The organism is Nitrosarchaeum sp. AC2, assembly GCF_013407385.1.
Taxonomy (GTDB): Archaea; Thermoproteota; Nitrososphaeria; order Nitrososphaerales; family Nitrosopumilaceae; genus Nitrosarchaeum; species Nitrosarchaeum koreense.
Genome location: NZ_CP030847.1, coordinates 701,243 through 717,158 on the forward strand (window position 1 = coordinate 701,243; position 15,916 = coordinate 717,158).

A 15,916-nucleotide genomic window follows, 5' to 3' on the forward strand; every position below is an offset into this window, starting at 1 on the left:
TCATTACTATGTGAGAATAAAATAGCCAAAGATTTAATTCAATTATTATTTGGTTTGAGATTATGCGTATACTGCAACTGCACTGTGATAGCATAGAATATACTCCAACAAAAAAAGAGATCAAAAGTGCTGAAGAGATTGTTCCTGAAACAAAAAGATTAGAAGAAGTTGTTGTTGTTTTTGTAGCAATCGAAAATGGTGACGATTCATCCGTTGTTCAAAGTGCAATTTCACAAATAAAAAATTCCATGACAAAAATTGGATGTAAAAAACTACTGTTATATCCATATGCTCATCTTAGCTCAAATTTAGCGGCCCCATCAACTGCATTATCTTTACTTAAAGAGATGGAGTCTTCTGCAACTGAACTTGAGGTGTCTCACTCTCCATTTGGTTGGACAAAATCATATCATCTTAAAGTAAAAGGACACCCATTAGCTGAAAGTTCCAAAATTGTAACAAAAGAAAACATTGGCGAAAAAACTTCACCTGAAGAAAAAGAGATGACTTCTGAAGCACTAAAAGGAGAATCAAAAATTACTTCGTATTGGAAAATACTTTCTCCAGATGGCGCTCTTGAAAACATTGGAGATTTTAATTTTTCAAAATATCCAAAACTTGAAGTACTTGCAAAATATGAATCAGCAAAAAAACGAGCAGTAGATGAACCACCACCACATGTTGCATTGATGAAAAAAATGGGAATTGCAGACTATGAACCTGCATCTGATTCTGGAAACATGCGTTTTTTTCCAAACGGTCGTTTGATAAAATCTCTCATTGAACGATTTGTCACCGATAAAGTCAAAGAATATGGTGGTTACGAAGTTGAGACTCCAATCATGTATGATTCACATCACCCAAGTATGGTTAGTTATTTCAATCGATTTCCCGCAAGACAATACAATATTGATTCTGAAGGAAAAAAACTATTTTTAAGATTTGCAGCCTGTTTTGGACAATTTTTGATGGCAAATGAATTTCAAATGTCGTACAAAAATTTGCCTTACCGATTATACGAATTGACTCGTTATAGTTTTAGACGCGAGCAATCTGGTGAATTGGTAGGATTAAGACGACTGCGCGCATTTACTATGCCTGATTGTCATGCATTTTGCAAAGATATGGCACAATCAATAGAAGAAATCAAAGTTAGATTTGATTTATCTCGTAATGTTCTAAAAGAACTTGGAATTATAGAGTCTGATTATGAGATGGCAATTAGATTTACTGAGGACTTCTATAATGAAAACAAATCATCAATTAATGAATTAGTAAAGAAGCATGGAAGACCCGTGCTTGTTGAAATGTGGAAAGAAAAATTCTTTTATTTTGTTTTAAAATGGGAATTTAACTTTGTTGATTCTATGGGAAAAGCATCTGCTCTTTCTACTGATCAAATTGACGTTGAAAATGGAAATCGATATGGAATTGAATTTGTAGATGAACATAATACTCGTAAAAATCCTATAATATTACATAATTCTCCAAGTGGGGCAATTGAGAGAGTAATTTATGTAATTTTAGAAAAAGCAGCTCAGGAAATTAAAGAAGGAAAAAAACCACAGTTTCCATTATGGCTTGCACCTACACAAGTTAGAGTAATCCCACTAAAAGAAGAGTTTTCTAAGATTTGTGATAATTTAGCTGATAAACTATCCTCTCAAAATATTCGTGTAGATATTGATGATAGAAACGAAACTATAGGAAAGAGAATCAGAGATGCTGAAAGAGATTGGATTCGCTATACTCTGGTAATTGGAGAAAAAGAAGCAAATTCGGAAAATCTAAGTATTAGGGATAGACAAACAGGAAATGTTAGAGAATTGACGTTTGATGATTTTATTAATGAAATTAGTGAACAAACAAAAGGTAAGCCATTTACCGGGCTAAATCTTCCAAAATATCTTTCACAAAGACCACAACTGATGGTGTAAAAATGAGTTTTCTTGATTTATACATGAATAGAAATCCAATGATCACTGCGTCATCTAGTGATTCTGAGCCTGTGGCTACCGTATTTGGAATTCCGTTTGATTCAACTCATTCATACAAGCCTGGATGCAGATTTGGACCCGATGTAATTCGTGATGCTTTTAACAATATTGAGATATTTCATCCACAATTAGGTATTGATTTAGAATCTGTAAACATTGAAGATCTTGGAAATACCACTCATACTGTTGTTGCAAGTGAGATGATTGACATGATTGGTAAGATCACAAAAGAACTAGTTGAAAAGAAAAGACAATTGTTTATTTTGGGTGGAGAGCACTCACTTACATTTGGCACATACATGAGTTTTCCAAAAGAAACTGGTTATGTCGTGTTTGATGCTCATTACGATTTACGTGATGAATTTGCAAATACCAAGCTAAGTCATGCTGCATATCTTAGACGAATTGTAGAGCAAAGAGGTGCAGATAACATATTACATGTAGGTGCCCGTGCTTTTGTAAAAGAGGAACTTGAATTTCTAAAAGAACATAATATTAAAACAATTTCTGACAAACAAGTAAGAGAAGGAAATGGTCCTAAATTACTAAAAGATTTTACATCTTCTTTTGATTCTATGTATACTAGTTTTGATCTTGATGTGTTAGATCCTGCATATGCTCCTGGTGTGGGAAACCCCGAAGCTGCAGGTATGACTTCTCGAGAATTATTTGATTTGATTTATTCACTTGAAAACAAGAATGTAACAGGTGTTGACATCGTTGAATTAAACCCACAATATGATAACGGTGCTACTGCCTCAATTGCTGCAAAGATAATGTCTACATTAATTGCTATGAATCTATCTCGATTAAATTACAAATAACTTATTTTTTGATGTGATAGTTTTGAAATTTAAAATTCACAAAAATAAAATCAATATGTTGAAAATACAATTGGGAAATTTACAATGCTAAATAATCTAAGAGGAACACTACAGCCAATACTTGAAAAGATTGGAAAAGCGTTTGCATCTACTGGATTTTCGCCCAACTTTTGGACAGTTGTTGGTTTATTGTTTGCACTTGCATCTGCCGTAGTATATGGGATGGGAATTGAATTTGGATTGATTATTGGCGGTGTTTTGCTACTTGTATCTGGATTTTTTGATATGGTGGATGGGCAAGTTGCAAGGATTACTGGAAAAACTTCAAAGAAAGGATCATATCTTGATTCAATGTTTGACAAGATTGCTGAAGTTGCAATATTTTTGGGATTATTGATTGGTGGGTATGCCGAACCATATCTAGTAATGCTTGCAATAACATTATCGTTACTGGTAAGTTATGCTAGAGCAAAATCTGATGCACTTAACATCAATATGCAAGGAATTGGTATTGGTGAGAGAGCAGAACGTTTGCTAGTTATTGCAATAATTGGAATAATTGGCTATATGGAGCCTGCAATGATGATTGTTGTTGTAATTGCAGGAATCACACTTGTTCAAAGAATGATAACTACTGCTAAAAATATTAAAGAAAAAACAGAATAGATGCTAATCGAATAATATCAATATCTCAACATAACTAACATTTTTTTATATTGAATGAATTAGTATATTGCCCAACAATGAAGAATACTAGAGCATTGATTGTAGTACAAAATGATTCACTGTTTCACGATCTGAGAAGGGCAAAATTTTCATCCGAAAATAATTTAATTAATGATCCAATTATATTTTAAAGAAAACTTCTAACGTAGTTTTCCACGCTGTCTTCTGCTATCTTCAGATCTAATTTTTAAAATCTTAAAGTGAATTGCACAAGAGATGCAATACCATTTCAAAACTGTTGGTGATGCAATGTACGCTCCTTGGGCTCGTAGTTCTTTTGCCAAAGTATGTTCGACTAGATTGATTCTGCCAGTGACTTTCTTTGCTTTATCTTTCGGAACTGTACAACCACAGTTTGTACACTGTACTGTTCCTGAGGATCCTTTGCCTCCTTTGGTACGACCTCGACTTGCACGTTTAAGTGGCATGAAAATTATCGATTTCCCCTCCTTATATTCTTGTGTACCTTGAATATCCCACATCTAAAATGTAATTTCTTACACTCTCTATCCAATATCTCATGATGATACAATTGCTTGGTATTACACAAAATATGTCTAAAGAATGAAATTCCAAATTATTTGATCGATAGATACATGTCTCTAGGTCCTTATCCTCTTTGTACTGTCCTTTGAAATCCGATCATGTTTTAATGCTAGAACAAGTATTGTTGAAATATTATGCGTGGCCTATGTCATGTTTGCTTTAGATCAAATATGGAGTTGGTTATAATGAAAGGAAACTTACTTTGTCAAGAATGTTTTAATAAAAACAATGCAAAAAACTAAATCATTACTATTTGAATTTAATTTATGAAACTGGCATTATTTTCACACTGTGCAATTGATTCCATTACACTTGAAGGTGAAACTCATGAACAAATTGGAGGTGCAGCTTGTTATGCTGGTTTAACTGCAAGGGAACTCAAATTTGACGTATCACTGTTTACAAAATTTGGTAAAGATTTTCCACAACAATACCTAACTCAAAATAAAATTAAATTTGATAATGGGTTTTCTGAAAAACTCACTACTAGATTTGCAATAAATATAACCGGTTCTGATAGAACTTTACAACTACTAAATGAATGTGAGCCAATTGAATATGATATCATCAATGCCGATGGTTCATTAATTACACCAATCTTTCATGAAATTTCATCTGAAACATTTTCTAAAATTAAAAAAGATTCTAATTTTACTCTAGTTGATCCACAAGGATTTTTACGTAGAGTTGATTCAAACAAAAATGTCATTTTAGAAAACACTGATCTTGATCTAACTGGGGTCAATGCAATCAAGGTCAATCCTGAAGAATCTCAAAAAATCGTAACTGGAACAAATGATGAGATGATGATTGCATTGCAGAGAAAAGGTGTTGAACATGTTCTTTTTACAAACAAAACTGAAGTATCATTATTGGTAAAAGATAAAATTTATTCTATTACTTTGCCAAATAAGGAAGTTTATGACACCACTGGCATTGGCGATATTTTTTGTGCAACATTTTGTTGCACCATGTTAAAAGAAAAAGACTTTCTCTGGGCTTTGTGTTTTGCAGGTGGCTCAGCACAGGCCGCACTGGACTCAAAACAGGTTGGTCTACTGAAAATACCCCAAAAACATACAATTGAGACTAATGCTTCATATTTTTACAATTTGGTAAAGTATAGAACAATTTAGTACTTTATCCTTTTATTGAACTCCTAGTTTCATTTCACTGTGCAAATAGGTATCTATGCTTCTGGTACAACTGACTCTGCAGCAAAAACAATTAAAAAAATTCTAGACAATGAAGATATTGAATCCTTTATAGTTACTTCAAAATCAAAAGCAAAACCAGCTGACTGTGTTTTGGTGCTTGGAGGAGACAAGGGTGTTAGAAATTATTTCCATAGACACTTTGATTCTATATCTCCAGTACTTGGAATAAGTGAAGGTGAATCCAGTGGGTTTTTGGCTCAAATTGATCTTAGAGAGTTTTCGTCTTATGTAAGAATATTAAAAAAACAAAATTACACAGTTGAGGAAGTACCACGACTTGGGGTGAAAATTGATGGAAAAAATGTCTATCCTGTCTTAAATGATGTTGCAGTATTTTCGTCAAAAAGTGCAATGCTAATGGAACACACACTACGTGTAAACGATGAAGAAGTTTGGCACGATAATAGTGATGGAATAATAATCTCTACTCCAATTGGTTCATCTGCATATTCAATGTCTGCCGGAGGTCCTATGCTGTTTCATGATTCTGATGTATTTGAAATAATTTCTGTCAACTCTTTAGATATTACACGAAGACCTATCATAGTATCAAACAAAAGCTCTATCCAAATCAGCGATATCTCAGCTAGACTTCACTGTGAGGTTGTTCTTGACGGTCTTGATAGATACAAAGTAAATAGCACCGTAGAGTGTACCCAATATTTGCCCCCTGCCAAAATTATTCGTCTAAAAAAAGACTCTACTGCAATATCTGCACTTGCAAAGAAAGTTCATCTTGCTGAAGAGTTACTCAGTATGCCTCCTAGTTCTAAATTATTGCTAAAAACATTAGAGTATGAAGGTGCTCTAACTCAAAAAGATCTTGCAAATAAGACATTACTGCCAAGCAGAACCGTTAGATTGGCACTTAGTCATTTATTAAAAAAAGGATATGTGAAAAAGAAAGTCTCGATTAGAGATGCCAGACAAAAAATCTATGAGATATCAAAAATAGAATAATTGGAATTCTATTTCTGTGATGCTGCTCTTACAAATGCCTCAAATGCTGGCTCTGGATATCCTGGTCTACTGTTAAATTCTGGATGAAACTGAACGCCAAGATAGAATTTATGTTTTGGAATTTCTAACATCTCCATTCTCTTTCCTCCATCGCTATCTGCTGAAAATATCATTCCATTTTTCTCAAGTTCTGGGATGTATTCTTTATTGATTTCATATCGATGTCTGTGTCTTTTGCTAATTGTATCTGCATTGTAGATTTTATGTGATATTGTATTTGGTTTTATTTTAACATCGTTGGCACCAAGTCGCAATGATCCTCCCATGTCTAAAATGTTTTTTTGTTCTGGAAGTAGATCTACAATAGGATTTTTAGTATCTGGTTTTATCTCTGTAGAGTTTGCATCTTCTAATTTCAAAACATTTCTTCCAAATGCAATTGCTGCTAGCTGAAATCCAAAACATATGCCAAGGTACGGTATATTTTTCTCTCTTGCATAGTTTGCAGTTTTTATTATTCCTTCAGATCCTCTTGTTCCAAATCCCCCTGGTACCAATATGCCGTCATATTTTGACAAAATATTGTAGTCTGTAATTGTTTCAGAATCAATCCAGTCAATTTCAACTGAATTTCCTAATTTTGCGCCAGCATGTTTTAGTGCATGATTTACACTAACATAACTATCTGCAAGTGTAACATATTTTCCAACCATGGCAATTTTTACTTTTTTGTCTTCATGATTTGTCATTGAATCTGCAATTGCATTCCATTTATCCCAATTTGTTGATGCATTTACCATTCCAACTTTTCCAAACTTTGTAAATAATGAATCCATAATTCCTTGATCATATAGTATCTGCGGTACTTGAAAAATTGATTTTACATCATGACATGATAAAACATCATTTGCAGTAACATTTGTAAATAATGCAATTTTTTTCTTTGTCTTTTCTTCTAAAGGAGTACTACATCTTACAGCTAAAAAGTCCGGCTGAATTCCTATCCTTCTTAATTCCTGTGCACTGTGTTGTGTGGGTTTTGTCTTTTGTTCACCTACCACATCAAGTGATGGTGCAAGTGTCACATGTACAAAAATTACATTATGTGGCCCTTCTTCTACTCTTATTTGTCTTAATGCCTCTAAAAATGGAAGTGACTCTATATCTCCTACAGTTCCTCCACATTCGACAATTAAAAAGTCGAGATTTTCTTCTTCTGCAATTTTTCTAATTCTATTTTTTATCTCATCTGTAATGTGTGGAATAATTTGAACACATGCTCCTAGATATTCTCCTCTCCTTTCTGCTTCAATGACTGTAGAGTATACTTGAGCTGTTGTAATGTTGTGGCTTTTTGGAATATTTTGATTTAGGAATCTCTCATAGTTTCCTATATCCATATCGCATTCACCTCCGTCTTCTGTAACAAAGACCTCGCCATGAGCAACTGGATTCATGGTACCTGCATCATAATTTAGATATGGATCTATTTTGATACATGATACTTTTTGATCTGCTAATTGTAATAATTTTGCAATTGATGACGTTGTAACACCTTTTCCAAGACCGGACATTACTCCTCCTGTTACAAAAATTAACTTCGTCTGCACATTAAGAAAACAATTCTCCTGTTTTTGTATGTTTTGCTAAACAACTCGTATTCTAAGCGATCTAATACTTTGACTCACTCTTACATTCGTACGAAATTCTTTAATTTTTTTAACGAGTGTTTGGGATTTTTACCGGGTATTTTTTATTTGATAAAGTCTTTAGTTAAATGAGAACATCTAGTTAGTGGTCTTTGCCTAAAATAAAGTTCCCCCTAATTCCCTTCAAAAATAACAGACCACTATTCTTTAACGAAAAATTAGTAAATTTTTTCTTGATTGTATATTTAAACTAGTATGTGTTTTTAATTTTAACATTAAATTTTGTTAGAATTATGTAAAATGATTTTGTATTTCTACTCAACGTTTTCATCATTATTCAATAATATTGAGATTTTTTAGAGTCAAAATATGATGGTAGAGACTGACACTTGTAATCACGAGTATGTTTCAAATGGAACAATTTCTTGTAGAAAATGTGGTAAGGTTCGTCTCTAAATCGAGGTTAATTAATTTCTTAATTGTCATTTAATACTTTATAATATTATTTGAGAATGGTTTGTTTTTTGAGACTCTTGGTAAATGACGCGATGCTTTTTTCAAGACTGTTTTTTGGGGTTTTTTCAATTAGTTTCAAAAATGCACTACCTACAATTACTGCATCAGCTCCTGCTGTAATGTATTTTTTTACATCCTCTGGTGTTGAAACCCCAAATCCTACTCCTATTGGAATTTTCCCCTTGGCAATTTTTTTTACTTCTTTGATTGCCTTTAGCGTATAATTTTGGATTCCTGTCTTTATTCCTGTGGTGCCATAAACTGCAACCAAATATAAAAATCCTGAAGATATCTTTACAATTTTTTCTATTCTTGATTTTGTAGTATTTGGAGATATCAGAAATATAGTATCCGCCATATTTTTAGCTGATTCAATGTATTCTTTTGATTCTTCAATTGACATGTCTGGAAGAATAAATCCATCAATGCCTGCTTTTTTAGCCTCGGCAATGAAACTTGCATATCCTTTATGATACAAAATGTTGGTATATGTCATTAAGACTAGTGGGATATCTGTTTCATTTCTAATCTTTTTAACAATTTTAAAAAAACTCGTGATCTTTGTTCCATTGTTTAAAGATACGGTACTTGCATTTTGAATTACTGGTCCATCTGCAAGAGGATCTGAAAATGGAAATCCTAATTCTATTATGTCTGCTCCTCCTTTGATTAGCCCTCTTACTATTGATATGGTTGCACTTTCATTTGGATATCCTACCATTATGTATGTGATCAATGCTTTTTCATTTTTAGCAGAAAGTTCTGCAAATTTTTCATTAATTCTTGTCATTTTTACTCAAATACCTTTGGACTTCTTCTACATCTTTGTCACCTCTTCCTGAAAGTGTAACTACTATTGATTCTGATCTTTTACTCTTTCTTGCAACTTTCATTGCTTCAGCTATTGCATGAGATGACTCTAAAGCTGGAATGATCCCTTCTGTTCTTGTTAGCATCAAAAATGCATCTATGACTTCAGCATCTGTTGCAGAACGGTACTTTACACGATTTGTATCTTTAAGATATGCATGTTCTGGGCCCACTCCGGGATAATCTAGTCCTGCTGAAATGCTATGTGTCTCTGTAACTTGTCCTTCATCATCTTGTAATAGATAAGTCATCATTCCGTGAAGTACACCCTTACTACCTGCAGATAATGTTGCAGAATGGTATTTTGATTTTAATCCCTTACCTGCGGCTTCTACTCCAATGATTTCAGTATTTGTATCAACCAACGGATAAAATGTTCCAATTGCATTTGACCCCCCACCAACACAAGCAATTACAATATCTGGTGTTTTATTTGATAATTTTTTCATTTGGATTTTGATTTCTTCTCCAATCACGCTTTGAAAATCTCTTACCATCACAGGATATGGATGCGGACCTACTGCAGAACCTAGTAAATAATATGTATCTTCCACATTTGTAATCCAATCTCTGATTGCTTCATTGATTGCATCTTTGAGTGTTTTAGAGCCTGATTTTACTGGATGAACTTTAGAGCCTAGCATATTCATTCTGTAAACATTTAGCTTTTGTCGTATAGTGTCTTTGTAACCCATGTATACTTCGGATTTCATTCCTAACACTGCGCATGCCATAGCTGTTGCTACTCCATGTTGACCTGCTCCTGTTTCTGCAATGATTCTTTTTTTATTCATCTTTTTTGCAAGTAATGCCTGACCTAATGTGTTGTTTATTTTATGAGCTCCTCCATGTAGTAGGTCTTCTCTTTTTAGATAAATTTTAGCACCGCCGCATTTTTCTGTCAAATTTTTTGCATAATACAATGGAGTTGGTCTTCCAGCATATTGTTTTAGATAGTAATCTAATTCTTTTTTGAACTCTTTGTTTTCTTTGAATTTAAGATAGTTTTCTTCTAATTCTTCAATTGCAGGAACAAGCGTTTCTGGAATGTATTTGCCACCAAACTCTCCAAATTTTCCATCTTTAGGATATTTCAATATGCATTCACCAATTTTCTGACATGTTCTTCAATATTATCACTTTTCATTATGCTTGACCCTACTAGAAATGCATCAGCGCCACACTTTTTTAAATATTGGATATCTTCCACAGTTTCAATCCCACTCTCAGCAAGTATCGGTCTTGTTTTTTTATACCCTTCAAGTACTTTTTGAGTAGTTTTAAGATCAATTTCTAATGTGTCAAGGTTTCTGTTGTTAATTCCAATCAAATCTGCTTTTGTATTGAGTGCATTTTCAAACTCTTGTTTTGTATGAACCTCTAGCAATATTTTCAACCCTTTACTGTGACCATATTTAATGAATTCATCAATGTCTTTGAGAAATCCTTGGTCAAACAATGATTGAATAACTAACATGTAATCGGCTCCTATTTTTTCAGCAGCATCAATTTGTACAGTGTCAATCATGATGTCTTTCATTAGTAACGGGACATCAACTGATTGTCGTACCTGCATGAAATATTCCGGAGAACCATTAAACAAGTGAGGCTGAGTTAACACTGATAATGCTTTGGCACCACCTGCAATCATTTGATGTGCTATATTTGATGGGTCTGATAACGTTCTAATTTTGCCTAATGATGGGGATGAAAACTTTACTTCTGTAAGAAGAGTTGCATGGATGTTTGTTTTTATTATTTGTAAAAAATCCTTATTTGATTTTTGTAATTTAATGTTTACATCATATACTCCATCATCAATTGCCGCCTGAGAATTATTTACTAATTTTCTCAGTATATTTTCAACCATTTGTTATCTCCTTTAATTTTGAAATGTTTCCTGTATCGGCAACAAATCTTTCTAGTAATTTTAATGCCTTTCCTTCTTTTATCATATTTGATGCCAATTCTACTCCTTCTTCAAAATTCTTTGAGATATTTGCAACAATCAATCCTCCTGCAGCATTAAGTACTGTAGTTTCAATCATTGCTTGGTTTGCCGTGTTGTTTAGGACTCCTACAAATGATTCTATTGCATCTTTTTTTGTTTGAATTTGAATATCTTTTAATTTTGATTTGTGTAATCCTACGACTTCTGGATCTATTGCATTCATTAATACTTTGTCGTTTTTTAAAATACATACTCTGTTAGTTGCACTAGTTGAAAATTCATCCATTCCATCATCTGAACGAACTGTCATTATGTTTTTAGCTCCTTTTCTTTTTAGAATTAATGGTAATCTCTCAAGATATTCTGTTGAGGATACTCCGATAAGTTGGTTCTTTACACCAGCAGGATTTGACAATGGTCCTAAAAGATTAAAAGCTGTTCTCTTTCCTAACTTCTTTCTTGCAGCTGCAACATGTTTCATTGCAGGATGAAACTTTTGTGCAAACATAAAACAAATGTTATGTTTTTCTAAAACATTTGCAATTTGAGTAGGTTCTTGATTCAAATCATATCCAAAATATTCAAAAATATCGGCACTTCCTGAAATTCCTGAACTTGATCTATTTCCATGTTTAGCTACAATCCCTCCCGCGGCTGCAACTACAAATGATGCTGTAGTTGATACATTGAATGTTTGGAGTTTGTCTCCACCTGTTCCGCACATGTCTATTACTGTTCCCTGATTTTTAGGCTCAACTTTGAGGGAAAACTCTTGCATTTTATCTAGCATTCCAAATAACTCATCATCTGTTTCTCCTTTTTCAGTTAAACCGGATATAAAATCCAAATTTTCTTGTTCATTTGTTTTTCCAGAAAGCACATCCACCATTGCCCCATTGATCTCGTCATATGTAAGATTAGTCTTTTGTTGTAGTTTTGAAATTAAATTTGATATCATTTTCTATCCTTTACCTGTTTTATGAAATTTGCCAGAATTTTTTTCCCATCCTCTGTCATAATTGATTCTGGATGAAATTGTACTCCTTCTATGAGATACTCTTTATGCCTTACTGCCATCACTTCTCCATCATCTGCAGCAACAGCTGTAACTTCTAGCACATCTGGAATTATTGTCTTGTCCCCTACAAGTGAATGATATCTTGTTGCCCTAAATGGATTCTTGACATCTTTGAACAGATCTGAGTTTGTATGATCTACTGGACTGGTCTTTCCATGTCTGACACATCCCGCATTTGTAACTTTGCCGCCAAACGCATGAATGATGCCTTGATGTCCCAAGCATACTCCAAGTATTGGAGTGGTTGACCCAATGTCTTTTATTACATCGCTACATATGCCAAAATATTTTCTATCAGTAGGTGTTCCTGGACCTGGTGATATTATTACAGCGTCATAATTATTTTGTTTTATTTTCTCTAATGTTATCTTGTCGTTTCTAATAACATCGCAATCCACTCCTAATTCCCCCAAATACTGCGCAATATTGTACACAAACGAGTCGTAATTGTCTATGATTAGAAATTTCATTTTGTTGCCTCTTTTAATGCTTGAAGCATCGCTCCAGCTTTATGCTCTGTTTCTTTGAATTCATTTTCTGCAATAGAGTCTGATACAATCCCTGCTCCTGATTGAACAAATCCTTTGTTTCCTTCTATGAATATACTTCTAATTGCGATTGCAAAATCACAGCATCCGTTATAAGAAAAATATCCCACTGCACCTGCATAAGGGCCTCTCGCTTCAGTCTCCAATTCGTCAATTATTTCCATTGCTCTGACTTTTGGCGCGCCTGAGACTGTTCCTGCGGGAAAAACTGCCTTAAACGCATCAAACATGTCGTTTTTAGGCGCTAAATTACCAACAACATGTGTTACTATGTGTTGAACATGGCTGAATCGTTTAATCTCCATTAATTCTTCAGTATGAACAGTTCCGTATTTGCAAACTCTTCCAATATCATTTCTTCCTAAATCTACTAGCATTGTGTGTTCCGCCAATTCTTTTTCATCATGGAGTAATTCGTCTGCTAATTGATTATTTTTTTCCTCATTATCTGTAATCTTTCTAGTTCCTGCAATTGGAAATGTTTCTACTTTGTCATTAGTTATTCTTACAAGCATCTCTGGAGATGCACCAATGATTGTTTTATTGTCTTGTTTTAAATGATACATGTAAGGTGATGGGTTTAATCTTCGTAGTGTTTTGTATAATGTTAAATTGTCTCCTTGTGTATCAAATGCAAATTTCCTAGATAGTACTACCTGAAATATGTCTCCGTCATGTATGTACTGTTTTGCCTTGTTTACAATATTTGAGAACTTTTCTTGATTCATGTTTGGTGTTATTTCTGTTGCTTTAAAATCACCAAATGAATCTTCACTCATTTTAAATTGTTCAAATCTATTTTCATCATTATAAAAATAAAATAATTTTTTGTGTATGTTGTCGTATAATATCCCATCATCATAAATTCCAAACTCCATTAATGGTTGTGGCGAATCATGTGTGTCTGGGATATTTTCTACTAGTCTTATTGCGTCATAATTTACAACCCCGACTGCACCTCCCAAATATCTATAACTTTGATCCTCTGATTTTCCTAATAGTTTTTTTAACTCTTCAAATGGATTATCTGTTTGAATCGTATCTGTTTTATTATCTTTTATTATTTCGACTTTGTCTGAGTATCCTTTGAGAATTATTTTAGGATCAAATCCCATGACTGACGTTTCTGCCAATACTTCAGGACCTGTTAATGATTCAAAGAGAAATGAATGAGAATAATTTCTTGATATTTTATTATATATTTGAAATTGGTTTTCAGTTAGCTCTAGAGGTATTACTTTTGGTTGGGATTTTCCAAAGATGTCCACCCATAGACGAAATTTTACTCGTTTATTATTTAAATTGATTAGTTGTTTTTTGGTTTATTTTTACAAGATAGGCATCAAAATTTCGTATAATTACGGTATAGTACGGTACCTTTATATGATGAAATATTATGTTCTAATTCGATATGCCAAGTGCAAAATCTATGATGCAGGATCTTTATTTTAAAAAAAATTCTCTAGTGCAAACAAGTGTGACTGAAGTTGAATGTTATATTTGTGGTAGAGGATTACGTGATGGTTGTAGTATTTCTGCCAAAACATTATCAAATGGAATGGCATTGTTTTGTGAATTGCATTATTCATTACAATAGTTCTGAATAAAATTAAATGAACTAGAATTTCATATACTGGTTTGATTAGGATAGTTTATGTCTAGAACTGGTATTATGACGATTCTTGGCGGTGTCCTGTTGATTGTAATGGGGCTAGCACTAATCGGTCTTTTCTAGTTTTAACTATCTAAAAATTATTTTACTGATCTTCTTTTGATACTTTTTTGTTAAATGTTTAATGGATTTGATTCATTTTTAAAATCTGTTATCCCCAGACTTTTTCTTTAAATGTCCATTTTTTATTTAAGATAAAGTTGCTAAATGCTGCAGTTGCAACAGCTGACACTAATGCAATTGGATAAGACATGGTTAACTCATCAACTAGATAATACACCATTCCGAGTTGAACCAAAGCACCAATAGAGCTAAATCCTGCAAATTTGCCATATTGAACAATAGTCCTTTTTACTGCAAAATCTCTATCCTCAAAAGTCCAATACTTGTTTAAGATAAAATTACTGGTAATTGAAAACATGATTCCAAGTATGGTTGCATGAAGATACCACATGTCCAAACTCGATGAAAACAGAATAGACATGATGTAATTTACCCCCAATCCTGAGGCTCCAACTGAAAAGAATCTAGCAGCTTTTGAAACAAATTTTACTGATGTTCTTTTCTCGTTTTTTTGCTCTCTTTTTCCATGTCTGTAAAGCTTCAATACGGCATGTCCAAATTCTAAAATTGTTTTGATTCCAAGTTTGCTCTTTCCGTTTTGTCTGTCTAAAAATGTATATGGAATTTCTTTTATGGAAACTCCTTTTGCCTTTACTATCATTTCTAAAAGAAGTTTGTATCCTATGGCATCAAAATTAATTCCTTTAATCACATCTTTGTTAAATGCAAAAAATCCTGACATTGGATCTGATTGGTCAATTCCCAATCCTTTCTTTGCTATCATAGTTCCAATTTTACTGATGATTTTTCGTTTTAACGACCACCCTTGAATATTGCCTCCATTAAGATATCTTGAAGCAACGACTATGTCTGTTTTTGATTGTTTTAAAACTTCAACAAGCTTTGGTATGAGTTGTGGAGGATGAGAAAAATCACTATCCATTACAACAACTATTTTGCCTTTAGCTTGCTCTATTCCATTTAGTATTGCAGAACTTAGTCCTTCCTTTGTTTTCCTATTTATTACATTAATTGTGTATAGTGTTTTTTCTTTTAATGATTTAAAATAATCTTCAGCAATTTTTCCTGTTCCATCGGGTGAATTATCATCTACTACTATTGCTTCTACCATGGTATTTTTTGGCAAGTGCTCTTTGATCAAATGTAAAATTCCTTTGATATTTTCAGATTCATTATAGGTAGGAATCACTATGGATACTTCTGTATTCATTACACTTGTCAATATCCATACGCTAATTCATCTCATATTAAATTTTTAAATTGAAAAATTTGACTATT

General features: G+C 33.2%; 15 protein-coding genes. 6 read left to right on the forward strand and 9 right to left on the reverse strand.

The window, feature by feature from the left end:
* The first annotated feature begins 62 nt into the window (after positions 1–62).
* From DSQ20_RS04090 to DSQ20_RS04100, 3 genes are all read left to right on the forward strand, one after another.
* Positions 63–1,937: a threonine--tRNA ligase gene (locus tag DSQ20_RS04090; RefSeq protein WP_179366131.1), complete on the forward strand. Its 1,875-nt coding sequence runs from the start codon at positions 63–65 to the stop codon at positions 1,935–1,937.
* A gap of 2 nt (positions 1,938–1,939) precedes the next feature.
* Positions 1,940–2,821: an agmatinase gene (gene speB, locus DSQ20_RS04095; protein WP_007550663.1), complete on the forward strand. Its 882-nt coding sequence runs from the start codon at positions 1,940–1,942 to the stop codon at positions 2,819–2,821.
* An 84-nt stretch (positions 2,822–2,905) separates the two neighbouring features.
* A complete protein-coding gene (locus DSQ20_RS04100; RefSeq protein ID WP_179366132.1) occupies positions 2,906–3,487 on the forward strand; it encodes a CDP-alcohol phosphatidyltransferase family protein in 582 nt (193 codons plus the stop codon).
* A 200-nt stretch (positions 3,488–3,687) separates the two neighbouring features.
* On the opposite strand, the gene DSQ20_RS04105 is transcribed toward DSQ20_RS04100, so the two are convergent.
* A complete protein-coding gene (locus DSQ20_RS04105; RefSeq protein ID WP_048110421.1) occupies positions 3,688–3,975 on the reverse strand; it encodes a 30S ribosomal protein S26e in 288 nt (95 codons plus the stop codon).
* 384 nt (positions 3,976–4,359) lie between these two features.
* On the opposite strand from DSQ20_RS04105, the gene DSQ20_RS04110 reads away from it, so the two are divergent.
* Both DSQ20_RS04110 and DSQ20_RS04115 read left to right on the forward strand, forming a co-directional pair.
* Complete coding sequence (locus tag DSQ20_RS04110) at positions 4,360–5,229, forward strand: PfkB family carbohydrate kinase (RefSeq protein WP_179366133.1); 870 nt, start codon at positions 4,360–4,362, stop codon at positions 5,227–5,229.
* Between the two features lie 39 nt (positions 5,230–5,268).
* Positions 5,269–6,270 carry a winged helix-turn-helix transcriptional regulator gene (locus DSQ20_RS04115; protein ID WP_179366134.1) on the forward strand — a complete coding sequence of 334 codons (1,002 nt, stop codon included), beginning with the start codon at positions 5,269–5,271 and terminating at the stop codon, positions 6,268–6,270.
* Between the two features lie 8 nt (positions 6,271–6,278).
* On the opposite strand, the gene pyrG is transcribed toward DSQ20_RS04115, so the two are convergent.
* From pyrG to DSQ20_RS04150, 7 genes are all read right to left on the reverse strand, one after another.
* Positions 6,279–7,880, reverse strand: coding sequence for a glutamine hydrolyzing CTP synthase (gene pyrG / locus DSQ20_RS04120; protein WP_179366135.1), 1,602 nt, complete (start codon positions 7,878–7,880; stop codon positions 6,279–6,281).
* Positions 7,881–8,421: 541 nt separating this feature from the next.
* Complete coding sequence (trpA, locus tag DSQ20_RS04125) at positions 8,422–9,225, reverse strand: tryptophan synthase subunit alpha (RefSeq protein WP_179366136.1); 804 nt, start codon at positions 9,223–9,225, stop codon at positions 8,422–8,424.
* On the reverse strand, positions 9,212–10,402 hold the full coding sequence (gene trpB / locus DSQ20_RS04130) for a tryptophan synthase subunit beta (RefSeq protein ID WP_179366137.1): 1,191 nt from the start codon (positions 10,400–10,402) through the stop codon (positions 9,212–9,214). Before trpB ends, trpA begins: the two co-directional genes overlap by 14 nt.
* On the reverse strand, positions 10,399–11,175 hold the full coding sequence (locus tag DSQ20_RS04135; RefSeq protein ID WP_179366138.1) for an indole-3-glycerol-phosphate synthase: 777 nt from the start codon (positions 11,173–11,175) through the stop codon (positions 10,399–10,401). The genes trpB and DSQ20_RS04135 overlap by 4 nt, the downstream gene beginning before the upstream one ends.
* The gene (gene trpD / locus DSQ20_RS04140) at positions 11,168–12,214 is read right to left on the reverse strand and encodes an anthranilate phosphoribosyltransferase (RefSeq protein ID WP_179366139.1); all 1,047 of its coding nucleotides are present in this window, start codon (positions 12,212–12,214) and stop codon (positions 11,168–11,170) included. The genes DSQ20_RS04135 and trpD overlap by 8 nt, the downstream gene beginning before the upstream one ends.
* The gene (locus DSQ20_RS04145) at positions 12,211–12,804 is read right to left on the reverse strand and encodes an aminodeoxychorismate/anthranilate synthase component II (protein ID WP_179366140.1); all 594 of its coding nucleotides are present in this window, start codon (positions 12,802–12,804) and stop codon (positions 12,211–12,213) included. Before DSQ20_RS04145 ends, trpD begins: the two co-directional genes overlap by 4 nt.
* The gene (locus DSQ20_RS04150) at positions 12,801–14,150 is read right to left on the reverse strand and encodes an anthranilate synthase component I family protein (protein ID WP_179366141.1); all 1,350 of its coding nucleotides are present in this window, start codon (positions 14,148–14,150) and stop codon (positions 12,801–12,803) included. The genes DSQ20_RS04145 and DSQ20_RS04150 overlap by 4 nt, the downstream gene beginning before the upstream one ends.
* A 143-nt stretch (positions 14,151–14,293) precedes the next feature.
* On the opposite strand from DSQ20_RS04150, the gene DSQ20_RS04155 reads away from it, so the two are divergent.
* The gene (locus DSQ20_RS04155) at positions 14,294–14,479 is read left to right on the forward strand and encodes a hypothetical protein (RefSeq protein ID WP_007550647.1); all 186 of its coding nucleotides are present in this window, start codon (positions 14,294–14,296) and stop codon (positions 14,477–14,479) included.
* A 226-nt stretch (positions 14,480–14,705) separates the two neighbouring features.
* On the opposite strand, the gene DSQ20_RS04160 is transcribed toward DSQ20_RS04155, so the two are convergent.
* A complete protein-coding gene (locus tag DSQ20_RS04160; protein ID WP_179366311.1) occupies positions 14,706–15,848 on the reverse strand; it encodes a glycosyltransferase family 2 protein in 1,143 nt (380 codons plus the stop codon).
* Between the last annotated feature and the right edge of the window lie 68 nt (positions 15,849–15,916).